Origin of the sequence: Allobosea sp. MMO-172 (assembly GCF_037147855.1) — a bacterium.
In the GTDB taxonomy this organism is placed as follows: domain Bacteria; phylum Pseudomonadota; class Alphaproteobacteria; order Rhizobiales; family Beijerinckiaceae; genus Allobosea.
In genome coordinates, this window is sequence record NZ_JBBCUM010000001.1 from 399534 (window position 1) to 414258 (window position 14725).

Annotated in this window: 11 protein-coding genes; 3 read left to right on the plus strand and 8 right to left on the minus strand. The window is 67.2% G+C overall.

The features are described 5' to 3' along the window. Positions 1–148: 148 nt before the first annotated feature. Both WFK61_RS01875 and WFK61_RS01880 read left to right on the plus strand, forming a co-directional pair. Positions 149–1321 carry a M20 aminoacylase family protein gene (locus WFK61_RS01875; RefSeq protein ID WP_336809832.1) on the plus strand — a complete coding sequence of 391 codons (1173 nt, stop codon included), beginning with the start codon at positions 149–151 and terminating at the stop codon, positions 1319–1321. Positions 1322–1331: 10 nt separating this feature from the next. Next, complete coding sequence (locus tag WFK61_RS01880) at positions 1332–2435, plus strand: NAD(P)/FAD-dependent oxidoreductase (RefSeq protein ID WP_336809833.1); 1104 nt, start codon at positions 1332–1334, stop codon at positions 2433–2435. Between the two features lie 174 nt (positions 2436–2609). On the opposite strand, the gene eda is transcribed toward WFK61_RS01880, so the two are convergent. The 8 genes from eda to WFK61_RS01920 form a co-directional block, all read right to left on the minus strand. Next, positions 2610–3254: a bifunctional 4-hydroxy-2-oxoglutarate aldolase/2-dehydro-3-deoxy-phosphogluconate aldolase gene (gene eda, locus WFK61_RS01885; RefSeq protein ID WP_336809834.1), complete on the minus strand. Its 645-nt coding sequence runs from the start codon at positions 3252–3254 to the stop codon at positions 2610–2612. 39 nt (positions 3255–3293) lie between these two features. Then, the gene (gene pgl, locus WFK61_RS01890) at positions 3294–3980 is read right to left on the minus strand and encodes a 6-phosphogluconolactonase (RefSeq protein ID WP_336809835.1); all 687 of its coding nucleotides are present in this window, start codon (positions 3978–3980) and stop codon (positions 3294–3296) included. Beyond that, the gene (zwf, locus tag WFK61_RS01895; RefSeq protein ID WP_336809836.1) at positions 3980–5482 is read right to left on the minus strand and encodes a glucose-6-phosphate dehydrogenase; all 1503 of its coding nucleotides are present in this window, start codon (positions 5480–5482) and stop codon (positions 3980–3982) included. The genes pgl and zwf overlap by 1 nt, the downstream gene beginning before the upstream one ends. Positions 5483–5737: 255 nt before the next feature. Beyond that, positions 5738–6490, minus strand: a complete 753-nt coding sequence (locus WFK61_RS01900) for an ABC transporter ATP-binding protein (RefSeq protein WP_336809837.1) — start codon at positions 6488–6490, stop codon at positions 5738–5740. Then, complete coding sequence (locus tag WFK61_RS01905; RefSeq protein WP_336809838.1) at positions 6487–7344, minus strand: ABC transporter ATP-binding protein; 858 nt, start codon at positions 7342–7344, stop codon at positions 6487–6489. Before WFK61_RS01905 ends, WFK61_RS01900 begins: the two co-directional genes overlap by 4 nt. Positions 7345–7348: 4 nt before the next feature. Further along, positions 7349–8254, minus strand: coding sequence for a nickel transporter permease (gene nikC / locus WFK61_RS01910; RefSeq protein ID WP_336809839.1), 906 nt, complete (start codon positions 8252–8254; stop codon positions 7349–7351). A gap of 12 nt (positions 8255–8266) precedes the next feature. Next, positions 8267–9331: an ABC transporter permease gene (locus WFK61_RS01915; protein ID WP_336809840.1), complete on the minus strand. Its 1065-nt coding sequence runs from the start codon at positions 9329–9331 to the stop codon at positions 8267–8269. A gap of 153 nt (positions 9332–9484) precedes the next feature. Next, entirely contained in the window at positions 9485–11086 is a 1602-nt protein-coding gene (locus WFK61_RS01920; protein WP_442896249.1) for an ABC transporter substrate-binding protein, read from the minus strand. Positions 11087–11321: 235 nt separating this feature from the next. Here WFK61_RS01920 and WFK61_RS01925 point away from each other — a divergent pair, with 235 nt between their 5' ends. After that, positions 11322–14723, plus strand: coding sequence for a transglutaminase family protein (locus WFK61_RS01925; protein WP_336809842.1), 3402 nt, complete (start codon positions 11322–11324; stop codon positions 14721–14723). Positions 14724–14725 lie beyond the last annotated feature (2 nt).

Genomic DNA, 14725 nt, shown 5'->3' on the forward strand with positions numbered 1-14725 from the left:
TCAGTGACCTTCCGATATGGCCACAGCCATTCCGCCAAGGCCCATCCCCTGCGCGCCACCGGCTTGGACAGGCGATGCGAGGCTGGGCTAGCCTGCGCGACGGCACCCGCTTTCTGCGCGGTCGCCCCATGCCATCTCAGAGGATACGATGCCCAAGACCGACATCATCGCGGCGCTCACCCCGGAAATCACCGCGATCCGCCGCGACATCCATCGCCACCCCGAGCTGATGTACGACGTCCACCGGACTGCCGGCCTCGTCGCCGACAAGCTCCGCGAATGGGGCGTCGACGAAGTCGCCACCGGCGTGGGCCAGACCGGCGTGGTCGGCGTCATCAAGGGCAAGGGCCAGGATTCCGGCCGGGTCATCGCCATGCGTGCCGACATGGACGCACTGCCGATCCATGAGGAAACCAATCTCCCGCACCGCTCGACCGTGCCCGGCAAGATGCATGCATGCGGCCATGACGGCCATACCGCCATGCTGCTCGGCGCCGCCAAGTACCTGAGCGAGACCCGCGATTTCGACGGCACCGCCGTGCTGATCTTCCAGCCGGCGGAAGAAGGCGGCGCCGGCGCCAAGGCGATGATCGACGACGGGCTGATCACCCGCTTCGGCATCCAGGAAGTCTACGGCATGCACAACAAGCCGGGCGTGCCCGTCGGCAAGTTCGAGATCCGCAAGGGCCCCGCGATGGCCGCGGCCGACCAGCTCCACATCAAGATCGAGGGCCTCGGCGGCCACGCCGCCGCGCCGCATCGCGTCAACGACCCGATCGTCGCCTCCTGCGCGCTCGTCTCGGCGCTGCAGACGGTCGCCTCGCGCAATGCCGACCCGCTCGAGTCGATCGTCGTCTCGGTGACCGCGCTGAATGCCGGCGAGGCCTTCAACGTCATTCCGCAGACCGCGGAGATCAAGGGCTCGGTGCGCACGCTGACGCCGGAGACCCGCGACCTCGCGGAGAAGCGCATCGCCGAGATCGTCGAGGGCGTGATGAAGGCCTTCGGCATGAAGTACCAGCTCAACTACCGCCGCGGCTATCCGGTGACCTTCAACCATGCCGGCCAGACCGACTTCGCCACCAGCGTGACGAAGGAGGCCTTCGGCTCGGACTCGATCAACACCGAGGTGCCGCCGACCATGGGCTCCGAGGACTTCTCCTACATGCTGGAGGAGCGCCCCGGCGCCTTCATCAATATCGGCAACGGCGACTCCGCTGGCCTGCACAACCCGGCCTACGAGTTCAACGATGCGGCGATCCCGGTGGGCGTGAACTACTGGGCGAGCCTCATCGAGATCGCCATGCCGCAGCGCAGCTGACGGCGAGGCGATGAGCGACATCGATTGTCTGGTGATCGGGGCCGGCGTCGTCGGCCTCGCGGTTGCCCGTGAGCTGGCGCTGGCCGGACGCGAGGTCGTCATCGCCGAAGCCACTGAGGGCATCGGCACCCAGACCTCGGCCCGCAATTCCGAGGTCATCCATGCCGGTATCTATTATCCGCCCGGCTCGCTGAAGGCCCGCGTCTGCGTCGCGGGCCGTGAGCTGCTCTATCGTTACCTTGGAGAGCGCGGCCTGCCGCACAAGGCCTGCGGCAAGCTGATCGTCGCCACCTCCGAGGCGCAGAAGCCGGCGCTGGAGACGATCATGACCCGCGCCAAGGCTTCGGGCGTCGATACGCTGCGCTGGCTCTCCAGCGCCGAGGCCAAGGCGATGGAGCCGGAGGTCCGCTGCGAGATTGCCCTGCTCTCACCCGAAACCGGTGTGGTCGACAGCCACGCTTTGATGCTCTCGCTGCTCGGCGAATGCGAGGCGGCAGGCGGCTCGCTCGCGCTGAATACGCCGATCACCGGTTGGCGGCGCGAGGCTGATGGATTCAGCGTCGATTTCGGCGGGGACGATCCGGCTACCTATAGCGTGCGGACCATGGTCAATTCGGCCGGCCATGGCGCGCCGAAGCTGCTCGGCCTGCTCGACGGCTTCCCGCCTGAGCATGTGCCGGTGCAGCACTATGCCAAGGGCAATTACTTCGCACTGACGGGCAAGCAACCCTTCCGCCATCTCGTCTATCCCGTGCCGGAGGCGGCCGGTCTCGGCATCCACGCCACGATCGACATGGGCGGGCGGGTCAAGTTCGGGCCCGATGTCGAATGGGTCGAGCACGATCAGGACCTTGTGGTCGATCCGGCGCGGGCAGAAAAATTCTACGCGGCGATCCGCACCTATTGGCCGGCACTGCCGGATGGCGCGCTGGTCGCGGATTACGCGGGCATCCGGCCGAAGCTGCATGGGCCGAGCGAGCCGATGCCGGATTTCCGCATCGACGGGCCGGAGGTGCATGGCGTGCCGGATCTGGTCAACCTGCTCGGCATCGAGAGCCCGGGCCTGACGAGTTCGCTGGCGATCGCGGAAATGGTGCGGGAGAAGCTGTCATAGGGTGTCATCCCATGCGCGCTGCAGCGTGAAACGCTGCTGCGCAGACACGGGACCGTGTGACGAGAGGGCGCCTTATTCTGAGAACGATCCCGTGTCTGCGCAGCGGCATTCGCATGCCGCAGCGCGCACGGGATGACACTCCTTCGCTCTCGCGCCTCGCTTGTTTTCCCGCGCTTACGCCCGCGCCTTCAGGAAAGCCTCCTTCGCCTCGCGCGCCAGCGTCTCGATCCGCTTCCAGTCCCCCGCGGCGATCGCATCGGCCGGAACCAGCCAGGAGCCGCCGACACAGATGACCTGCGGCAGGGCGAGATAGTCGCTGAGGTTCTTCAGGCCGACGCCACCGGTCGGGCAGAAAGTCATCTGCGGGAACGGGCCGGAGAGCGCCTTCAGGGCCGGTGGGCCACCGGCCTGCTCGGCCGGGAAGAATTTCGCGGTGGTGCGGCCGGCAGCGACCGCGCGCATGCAGTCGGACGCCGTGGCGACGCCCGGCAGCCAGGGCAGGCCGGCCTTGCGCAGGGCCTCGTCGACGCTCTCGCTGAAACCGGGGCTGACCACGGCCTGCGCGCCGGCATCCTTGACCTGCTGGGCCTGTGCCGGCGTCACGACCGTACCCGCCACGGCCAGCGCCTTCGGCACCGATTTCGCGATGGCCGCAAGGGCTTCCATCGCGGCCGGGCGGCGCAGCGTGACCTCGACGACATCGATGCCCCCGGCAACCAGTGCATGGGCGAGGTCGACGGCGCGCGAGGCGTCCTCGATCACCACGACGGGGATCACGCCGCAGCTCTTCAACCGGGCAATCGCGGCAGTCTCGTCCATGGTCTCGTCTTTCAATCGATTTGAGCAGGAAATCCGGCTCTACTCCTTCGCCCAGTAGACGTCGAGCCCTCGCGGGCTGCCGAGCAGAAGATCGACCGGCAAAGGCCTGTGCTCGCGTTCCGCAGCCGCCTGAAGCACCGCCTCCTTGGCGGCGCCCGAGACGAGCAGGCTCGCCCAGCCGGCGCCGAGCAGGCGCGCGGGCGAGAGCGAGAGCCGCGGCGGCAGGCCCGGCGGGCGCGCGACGACGATGCCGCTATCGGGCACGGCGTTGAAGGTCGCTTCCGCACCCGGAAAGAGCGAGGCGATATGGCCGTCCGCGCCCATGCCGCTGACGAGCAGGTCGATCCCGGGCAGTTCCGCGAGCTTCGCGCAGAGCAATGCGGCGGCGGCCTCGATGTCGCTGCCATGTTCGTGGAACGACAGGAAGGCCGCGCGCCCCTTGGCCAGCGGCGCGAATTGCGCCCGGATCATGCGCTCGTTCGAAGCGGCATCATCGGCCGCGACGAAGCGCTCGTCGGTCGGCAGCAGCGTGACCTGTTCCCATGGCAAGTCATGCCGGCCGAGCGCGGTGAGGAAGCCCGCCGGGGTCGAGCCGCCGGGCACGGCAAGAAGCGCCCTGCCCTGCCCTGCGAGCAAGTCCTTCAGCCGGACCGCGACAGCCTCCGCCAGCGCCTCCGACGCATCGGCCAGCGTGGCGAAGCGGTGCCAGGCGAGCGGGCCGGCCATCAGACCAGATCCGGATCGGCCCAGGAGCGGCCGTCGCGCTCGATCAGGCCGATCGCCTGCGACGGGCCCCAGGAGCCGGCGGCATAGCGATGCGGATGCGGGTAGTAGTCCTGCCAGCCGGCGATGATCGGATCGACCCAGGTCCAGGCCTGCTCGACCTCGTCGCGATGCATGAACAGCGTCTGGTCGCCGCGGATCACGTCGGTCAGGAGGCGCTCATAGGCATCCGGCGTGCGTTCGTCGAAGGCGGTGGAATAGCGCAGGTCGAGCTGGCGCGGCACGATCTTGAGCCGGCCGGAGCCCGGCACCTTCATCATGAGCTGAAGCTGCACGCCGTCGTTCGGCTGCAGGCGGATGAAGAGGCGGTTGGCGTCGAGCCGGTCGCAGGAGCCGCCGCCGAAGATCGAATGCGGCACGGGTTTAAAGGTGACGGCGATCTCGGAATAGCGCTGCGCCATGCGCTTGCCGGTGCGCAGGTAGATCGGCACGCCGGCCCAGCGCCAGTTGTCGACCTCGCAGCGGATGGCGACGAAGGTCTCGGTGTTCGAGCCGTGACCGAGTTCCTCGGAATAGCCACGCACGCGCTGGCCGTCGATCTGCCCGGCCCCGTACTGGCCCCGCACCGTGTAGCGCTGGACATCCGGCCCGACGATGGGGCGCAGCGCCTTCAGAACCTTGATCTTCTCCTCGCGGACGGCGCCGGCCTCCAGCATGTTCGGCGGCTCGATGGCGAAGAGGGTCAGCAATTGCATGAGATGATTCTGGACCATGTCGCGCATATGCCCGGACTTGTCGTAATAGCCGGCGCGCTGCTCCAGCCCGACCGTCTCGGCCACCGTGATCTGAACATGGTCGATATCGCGGCTCGACCATGAGCGCTCGAACAGCGTGTTGGCGAAGCGCAGGACGAGCAGGTTCTGCACCGTCTCCTTGCCGAGATAATGATCGATCCGGTAGGTACGGCTTTCCGGCAGGATGCGCGCGACGGCATCGTTGATCGCCCGCGCCGAGGCGAGATCGCGGCCGAGCGGCTTCTCCAGGATGACGCGCGAGGTCGGCGTCAAAATCTCGGCCTTGGCGAGGTTCTCGCAGATCGGAATGAAGAGATCGGGCGGCGTCGAGAGGTAGAAGGAGCGCACGCGCTCGCTCTCGCCGAGCGCCTGCTTCAGCGCGCCGTAGGTCTCCGGCTTCACCGCATCGAGCATCACCATGGTCAGGCGGCGCAGGAAGGGCTCGACCTGATCCTTCGGGATGCCCTCCTCGTCGAGGCGCTTGGCGATCTGCCTGGGCAGGCCCTCGACATCCTCCTCCTTGCGGACGATGGCGAGGATGCGGCTCTCGCCGGGCAGGACGCCCTCGCGATTGCGCTGGGCCAGCGCCGGAAAGAGCTTGCGCAGGGCAAGGTCGCCACTCGCACCGAAGATCACGAGATCGAAGGGCGGAACCGGCGTCCGCTCGGGGGCGGTCTCAGGCCGAAGCGCGTTGTCCACGATGGCGTCCATCAATCCAGTAACTCCGTCAGGCGGTGCCGGTTCGCTGGGGCATTCCCGACGCGTCATCCCGGGCTTGCCCCGGGATCCATCGTAGAACGCATCGCCCTATGATGGATCCCGGATCGGCGCCGCTTCGCGGCTTGTCCGGGATGACGGCGCGGTCCCCCCATCAGAACCACAAATCTAGCGTAAGGCTGCGACCAGAGTGAGACGGTTTTGCCGCGCTGCAAAGAGGGGGCGGCGCAGAGCCGCTCCCCTCGCAGTTCAGCCCGCGCGCCTAAAGCCCGCGCTCGCGGTCAGCAATTGCTGGGCATAGGCCGTCTGCGGCTGGCGCGCGGCCAGGGTCTCGACCGTCATCTCCTCGACGGCGCGGCCGAACTGCATGACGAGCAGGCGCTCGCACATATGGCCGACCACCGAGAGATCGTGGCTGACGAGGATATAGGTCAGCTTGCGCTCCTGCCGCAGCGCCGCGAGCAGGTTCAGCACCTCCGCCTGGATCGAGACGTCGAGCGCCGAGGTCGGCTCGTCCAGCAGCAGGATCGAGGGTTCGAGCACGAGGGCACGCGCGATCGCGACACGCTGGCGCTGACCGCCCGAGAGCTGGTGCGGATAGCGGAAGCGGAACGAGGCCGGCAGGCCGACATCGGAGAGCGCCTTGCCGATGCGGGCCTCGGCATTGTCGAGACCGTGGATGGCGAGCGGCTCGGCCAATGTATCGTCGACCGTCTTCTTGGGGTGCAGCGAGCCGTAAGGGTCCTGGAAGACCATCTGGACGTTGCGATAGAAGGCCTTGTCGCGGGCCTTGGGCTGCACGGCGCCCTCGATCGCGACGGTGCCGCTCCATTCCCGGTTGAGGCCGGAGAGCACGCGCAGCACGGTCGACTTGCCCGAACCGGACTCGCCGACGAGGCCGTAGCTCTCGCCCTTGCGGACTTCGAAAGAGAGGTCCTTCACGACATGGGAGTCGCCGAAGGAGACGTTGAGCTTGTCGACGGAGATCGCTGTGTTCGTCATGCCAGCCACGCCGGGTCACGGTTGAGGGTGGCGAGCTTCGCCCGCGGATGGCCGAGATCCGGCAGGCATTCGAGCAGGCCGAGCGTATAGGGATGGCGGCGGCTGCGGGCCGCCGGATCGGCGAGTTCGGCCGCCGGCAGCGTCTCCATGACCTTGCCGCCATACATGACGATGACGCGATCGCAGAAGGACTGCACCAGATGCAGGTCGTGGCTGATGAAGATCAGCCCCATGCCGCGCTCGGTCACGAGATCGTCGAGAATCTTGAGGATTTGAAGCTGGACGGTGACGTCCAGCGCCGAGGTCGGTTCGTCGGCGATCAGGACCTCGGGCTCGGCGATCAGCATCATCGCGATCATGACGCGCTGGCCCATGCCGCCCGAAACCTCGTGCGGATAGAGGTCGTAGACGCGGGCGGGCTCGCGGATCTGCACCTGCTCCAGCATGGCGAGGCTGCGCTCGCGCGCCTCCTTCGCCCCGGCCTTGCGGTGGATGCGATAGGCCTCGGCGATCTGGCTGCCGACGGTCTCGACCGGGTTCAGCGAGAATTTCGGGTCCTGCATCACCATGGAGATATGGCGGCCGCGGAGCTTGCGGCGCGCGCCCTTGTCCATGGCCGTCAGGTCCTGGCCGCGGAAGCGCATGCGGTCGGCGCTGACGACGCCGGGATGCGGGATCAGGTCGAGGATGGCGCGGCCGGTCATCGACTTGCCCGAGCCGGATTCGCCGACGATGCCGAGCCGCTCGCGGCCGAGCGTGAAGGAGAGGCCGCGCACGGCCCGGACGATGCCGGTCGGCGTGTGGAAATCGACCTTGAGATTGTCGACTTCGAGAAGAGGCTGCTCGCTCGCCATCGGCTTACCTCGCATCCATGACGTCGCGGAGCCCGTCGCCGAGCAGGTTGAAGCCGAGCGCGACGATGCAGATCGCGACGCCGGGGAAGGTCGCGACCCACCACTGGTCGAATATCTGCTCGCGGCCGGCCGAGATCATCGCACCCCATTCCGGCATGGGCGGCTGCGCGCCGAGACCGAGGAAGCCGAGACCGGCAGCGGTCAGGATGATGCCTGCCATGTCGAAAGTGGTGCGCACGATCAGCGAGGACATGCACATCGGCACGACATGCTTCCAGATGATGCGCGCCTGCGAGGCGCCCTGCAGGCGCATCGCAGCGATATAGTCCTGATTGCGGATCACCATCGTCTCGGCGCGGGCGACGCGGGCATAGGGCGGCCAGGTCGTGATCGCGATGGCGATGATGGCGTTGACGATGCCGGGGCCGAGCGCCGCAACGAAGGCCAGCGCCAGGACGAGACGCGGGAAGGCGAGGAAGACGTCGGTGATGCGCATCAGCAGACGGTCGACCCAGCCGCCGTAATAGCCGGAGATCGCGCCGATCAGCAGGCCGAAGGGGCCGACCGTGACGACGACCAGCAGCACGATGACCAGCGTGATCCGCGTGCCGTAGACGATGCGGCTGAAGATATCGCGGCCGAGCGCGTCGGTGCCGAACCAATTCGTCGCCGAGGGCGGCATGAGGCGCTTGTCGAGCGCCTGGGCGATCGGGTCGAAGGGCGCGATCAGAGGTGCGAAGGCAGCGATCAGCAGCAGCAGGACGATGATGGCGAGGCCCGCCACCGCCATCGGATTGCGCTTGAAGGCAAGCCATTGCCGGTAGAGCTGGCCGAGGCGGGCCTGACGGCGCGACTCCGGGCTGTCGCTAATCAGCCAGGCATGCAGTCCGGCGGAGGAGGTGTCACTCATAAGTCCGCCTCCTCAGCGCACGCGCGGATCGGCCAGGCGGCCGATGATGTCGGTCAGGAGATTGACCGCGATGAAGACGACGCCGACCACCAGCGTGCCGCCGAGAACCGCATTCATGTCGGCGTTGAGCAGCGCGTTGGTGAGGTAGCGGCCGAGGCCCGGCCAGGCGAAGATCGTCTCGGTCAGCACCGAGCCCTCCAGCAGATGCATGTAGGAGAGCGCGATCACGGTGAAGAGCGGCACGGCGGCGTTGCGCAGCGCATGGCGCCAGATCACGGCGGTCTCGGAGACGCCCTTCACGCGGGCGGCGATGACGTATTGCTGCTGCAGCTCGGTGATCATGAAGCTGCGCGTCATCCGGCTGATATAGGCGACCGAGAGCAGGCCGAGCACGAGCGCCGGCAGGATCAGGTGCGAGAAAGCGTCCCAGAACGCCTCCCACTCGCCCTCCAGCGCGGCGTCGATCATGATGACGCCGGTGCGGGTGGTGACGATGTCCTGCCAGACGACCGAGATGCGCCCCGGGCCGGAGACCCAGCCGAGCTTGGCATAGAACAGCAAGAGCGCCATCAGGCCGATCCAGAAGACCGGGACGGAATAGCCGACAAGGCCGACGACGCGGGCGACCTGATCCTGCCAGCGCCCCTGGTTGACGGCGGCGAGGATGCCGAGCGGCACGCCGATGAGGACGCCGATCAGCGTGCCGAGCGTCGCGAGCTCCAGCGTCGCCGGGAAGACGCGCTTGATGTCCTCGGTGACCGGGTTCGAGGTCAGCACGGAGGTGCCGAGATTCCCGGTGAAGACCTTGCCGATATAGATGGCGAATTGCTGCCAGAGCGGCTTGTCGAGGCCGAGCTCGATGCGCGCCGCCTCATAGGTCTCGGGCTTGGCGTTGTCGCCGACGACCGCGAGCACCGGGTCGATCGGGATGACGCGGGCGATGAAGAAGGTGACCAGCAGCAGGCCGAACATGGTGATGACCACGGTCGTCAGCTCGCGCGAGAGCGCGCGGCCCCAGCGCCGCAGCCTGCCCGGCGCGGCGGCCTTGCCTGTGGGAGCTTGCGTCACGGCTGTCATGACCCGCCTCCGTTTCCAGTGTTTTTCGTCGGAGCGCCGGAACAGGTCACCGGCGTTTCACGCCGTGCCGAATTCGGGCCATGTCCGGGATGAGCATGAAAGGAAGCCCGCCGCGACCTTTCGGGATCGCGGCGGGCTCCTGAGCCGGAAGGCTCAGTTCTTGACGATGGTGGCGTAGCGGTTGGTGTCGGAGCTCGGTCCGATGACCCAGCCGTTCACGTTCTTGCGCTCGGCCGAGACCTCGATCTGCTGGAACATGATCACGAAGGGCGAGACCTTCTGGTGGTCGCGCTGCAGGCCTTCATAGGTGGTCTTGCGCTTGCTCGCGTCGGCTTCCAGCACGGCGCTCTGGGTGACCTTGGTCATGTCCGGGATGGCCCAGGCATTGCGCCAGGCCAGCGTCTTTGACTTCGCTTCCTCGCCATTGTCCTCGTTGATGGCGAAGGTCTCGGCATTGGTGTGCGGGTCGAGATAGTCCGGGCCCCACTGGCCGATATAGATGTCGTGGGTGCGGGCGCGGTACTTGGTCAGGGTCTGCTTGCCGTCGCCGGGGATGATCTCCAGCTTGACGCCGGCCTGGGCCCAGGTCGCCTGGATCGCCTGCGCGATGTCGGTGATCGGCGCGATCGAGCGGGTGTCCATGGTGACGGTGAAGCCGTTGGCGAGGCCGGCCTTGGCGAGCAGCTCCTTCGCCTTGGCGACGTTGAGCTGGTAGGGCTTGTCCGAGATCGCGCCGAGGAAGCCCTGCGGCAGGAAGGACTCGTGGCCCTTGTAGGTGCCCTCGAGGATGTTCTTCTCGATCGAGGCGTAATCGACCAGCAGCTTCAGCGCCTCGCGAACCTCGGGCTTGGCCAGGTTCGGGTTCTTCTGGTTCAGGCCGAGATAGAGGATGTAGCCCTTGTCGCCCTGAACGATCTTGAGCGCCTCGTTGTTTTTGACCGCCGCGAGCTGGTCCTTGGAGAGGTTGCGGGCGATGTCGACGTCACCCTTCTCGACGAGGAGGCGCTGCGAGGCCGGCTCGGCGACATGGCGCACGACGATGCGCTTGCTCTTCGGCGCGCCCTTCCACCAGGTCTCGTTGGCGTCGAGCGTGTACTGCTCGTTCGGGCGATAGCTGCGAACCTTGTAGGCGCCGGAGCCGGCCGAGTTCAGCTTGAGCCAGCCATTGCCCCAGTCCCCGTCCTTCTCGTTGGCCTTGACCAGCTTCGAGTCGACGATCGCGGCGACGCCGGAGGTCAGGCAGTTGTAGAAGAAGGTCGGCGCGTAGGGCTTCGAGACCGTGATCTGGACGGTGTTCTCGTCGACGGCCTTGACCTTGTCGAGCACGTTCTCGGCGACGAAGCCGAACTGGCGCAGGATGAAGCCCGGCGACTTGTTGAGCGTGACCGCGCGCTGGAAGGAATAGACCACGTCGGCCGCCGTCACCGGGTTGCCCGAGTGGAACTTGACACCTTTGCGCAGCTTGAAGGTGTAGGTCAGGTTGTCAGGGCTGACGGTCCAGCTCTCGGCGAGATCCGGAATTAGCTCGTTGTTCTTGGAAATGTCGATGTTGATCAGCTTGTCGTAGACATTCGCGCCGACCTCGACGCCCGAGAACTCGAAAGCCTCGGCCGGATCGAGCGTGATGATGTCGTCGATCTGCTTGGCCATGACGATCGTGTCCTTCGGCGTCTGCGCGAAGGCCGTCGTCGACATCAGGGCGGCAAAGGCCGAAACCGCCATCAATTTGGCTACGTGACGCATCGGATTCCCCATCATTTCGTGTTGCGCGGGCAATCGCCGCCCGTTGGGCGCTATCTGCAACCAGTCCATCGCGGCTGTCCAGTCGACCAACGGCGATGGAAAGGGCGGATCGGCGCATTTTGCACATCTCTTGAGCAGGGTTGCCGGGCTGTCGCGCCATCCAGGAACAGGCGATGCCTTGCGCACGCCGGTGGCCTCGCTAACCTGACGTTGCAGGCGGCTATCGCCTCAGACTAGGGGGCGAAACTTGGCCATCATCGCCGCGCTGAACCATGTCACGCATTACCGCTATGACCGGCCGGTCACGCTCGGGCCGCAGATCGTGCGCCTGCGGCCGGCGCCGCATTGCCGGGCCGGGATCGAGAGCTATTCGCTGAAGGTGACGCCGGCGCAGCATTTCGTGAACTGGCAGCAGGACCCGGCCGGAAACTGGCTGGCGCGCTATGTCTTCCCGGAGCCCGTGACGGAATTCCGGATCGAGGTCGATGTCGTCACCGAATTATCGATCATCAATCCGTTCGACTTCTTCGTGGAGACGCAGGCCGAGACCTTCCCCTTCGCGTATACGCCTGAGCAGACCGAGGAGCTCGCGCCCTATCTGGTGACGGAGCCGGCCGGGCCGCTGCTCGAAGCCTTCCTCGCCGAACTGCCGCGCGAGCCGGTCAACACGGTCAATTTCATCGTCGATATCAACGCGCGCCTGCAACAGCGTATCGCCTATGGCATCCGCATGGAGCCCGGTGTGCAGGAGCCGGAGCATACGCTCTCGATCGGGTCCGGCTCCTGCCGCGACACGAGCTGGCTTCTGGTCCAGGCGCTCAGGCATCTCGGCCTCGCGGCGCGCTTCGTCTCCGGCTACCTGATCCAGATGAAGGCGGATATCGATCCGCTCGAAGGCCCGCGCGGGACGGACAAGGACTTCACCGACCTGCATGCCTGGGCCGAGGTCTATATCCCCGGCGCCGGCTGGGTCGGGCTCGATCCGACCTCCGGCCTGCTCACCGGCGAGGGTCATCTGCCGCTGGCGGCGACGGCGCATTACCGCGCGGCCGCGCCGGTCTCTGGGCTGGCGAGCTATGCCGAGACGACCTTCGACTTCCAGATGAACGTGACGCGCGTGCATGAGGTGCCGCGCATCACGCTGCCCTTCTCCGATGCGTCCTGGGGCGAGCTCGACGCGCTCGGCGACAAGGTCGAGGCCGATCTCAAGGCCCAGGATGTCCGGCTGACGATGGGTGGCGAGCCGACCTTCGTCTCGATCGACGATCAGACCGGCGCCGAATGGAACATCGCCGCCGTCGGGCCGACCAAGCGGCAACGCGCCGACACGCTGATCCGACGGCTGCGCGAGCGTTTCGCGCCGGGCGGGATGCTGCATTACGGCCAGGGCAAATGGTATCCGGGCGAGAGCCTGCCGCGCTGGGCCTTCGCCCTGTACTGGCGCCGGGACGGCCAGCCGATCTGGCGGAACGCCGATCTCATCGCCCGCGAACCGGAGGCGCAGACCGGCGGCGACCGCGAACTGGAGATCAGCGCCACCATCCGCGATGCCGAGGCCTTGGCGCAGGGGCTCTCCGAGAAGCTTGGCCTCGGCGCCGATTACGTGATGCCGGCCTATGAGGATACCGGCGTCTGGCTGCTCAAGGAGGCGCAGCTTCCCGACAATGTCGATCCGCTCGATTCGCGCCTTTCCGACCCGGAGGAGCGCTCGCGGATGGCGCGGGTCTTCGAGCTCGGGCTCGGCAATCCCCGCGGCTACGTCATTCCCGTGCAGCGCTGGCAGGCCGGCGCCAGCGACCGCCGCTGGCGCTCGGAGAAATGGAAGCTGCGGCGCGGCAAGCTCTTCCTCGTGCCGGGCGACTCGCCGGTCGGCTACCGCTTGCCGCTGGGCTCGCTGCCGGTCGTGCCCAAGGCCGAGTATCCGCATATCCATCCGCAGGACCCGATGGAGCCGCGCCCGCCGCTGGCGGCCGCCGGGCCGGCGGGAGCGAGCTGGACCGATCATCCAGAGGCAAGGCCGGCCGAACCGACCTCCACGGAGGAGCGGCCCGGCCCGGCCCAGATGAGCATCGGGGCGGCCGCTGCATCGGGCCCGGTCCAGGACCGGCGCGAGCAGGAGATCGGCGGCGATCACGTCCGCACCGCGCTCAGCCTCGAAATCCGCGACAACGTGCTCTGCGTCTTCCTGCCTCCGGTCGAGCGGCTGGAGGATTATCTCGACCTCGTCGCCTCGGTCGAAGCGGTGGCGGAGGAGCTCGGCCAGCCCGTGCATATCGAGGGCTATGCACCGCCCTTCGACCCGCGCCTCGATGTGATCAAGGTCACGCCCGATCCCGGCGTGATCGAGGTCAATATCCACCCGGCGACGGACTGGCGCGAGGCGGCGGCGATCACGCAGGGCGTCTACGAGGAGGCGCGGCTGGCGCGACTCTGCGCCGAGAAATTCATGGTCGACGGCCGCCATACCGGCACGGGCGGCGGCAACCATGTCGTGCTCGGCGGCGTGACGCCGGCCGACTCGCCCTTCCTGCGCCGGCCGGACCTTCTGAAGAGCATCATCCTCTACTGGAACCGGCACCCGTCGCTGTCCTACCTGTTCTCCGGCCTGTTCATCGGCCCGACCAGCCAGGCGCCGCGCATCGACGAGGCCCGGCAGGATCAGCTCTACGAGCTGGAGATCGCGCTGGCGCAGGTGCCCAGGCCCGGCGAAGCGCCGATCCCGCTCTGGCTGGTCGACCGATTGTTCCGCAACCTGCTGGTCGACGTTTCCGGCAACACGCACCGTACCGAAATCTGCATCGACAAGCTCTATTCGCCAGATGGCCCGACCGGGCGGCTCGGGCTCGTCGAGTTCCGCGGCTTCGAGATGCCGCCGGATGCGCGGATGTCGCTCGCCCAGCAATTGCTGCTGCGCGCGCTCATCGCCTGGTTCTGGCGCGAACCGCTCGACGGCAAGCTGGTCCGCTGGGGCACCGCCCTGCATGACCGCTTCATGCTGCCGGAAATGGTCTGGCAGGATTTCAAGGATGTGCTCGGCGATCTCCAGCGCGCCGGCTACGCCTTCGATCCCGTCTGGTTCGAGGCACAGGCCGAGTTCCGCTTCCCCTTCTTCGGCAAGGTCGCGCATGGCGGCGTCGAGATCGAGATCCGGCAGGCGCTCGAGCCCTGGCACGTCATGGGCGAGGAAGGCGCGATCGGCGGCACCGTGCGCTATGTCGATTCCTCGATCGAGCGGCTGCAGGTCAAGGCGACCGGGCTGGTGCCGGGCCGCCATCTCGTCACCTGCAACGGAAGGCGGCTGCCGATGACGGCGACCGGGGTCTCGGGCGAGGCGGTCGCGGCGGTGCGCTTCAAGGCGTGGCAGCCGGCCTCGGGCCTGCATCCGACGATCCCCGTGCATGCGCCGCTGACCTTCGACATCGTCGATCTCTGGTCCGGCCGCTCGCTCGGCGGTTGCGTCTACCATGTCGCCCATCCCGGGGGTCGCAATTACGAGACACCCCCGGTCAATTCCTACGAGGCGGAGGCAAGACGGCTCGCGCGTTTCGAGGCGATCGGTCATAGTCCCGGCCCTCTGGCGATTCCGCCGGAGGAACGCAGCGCCGAATTCCCGCTCACGCTGGACCTGAGGCGCCCGACAGGGATTTGACG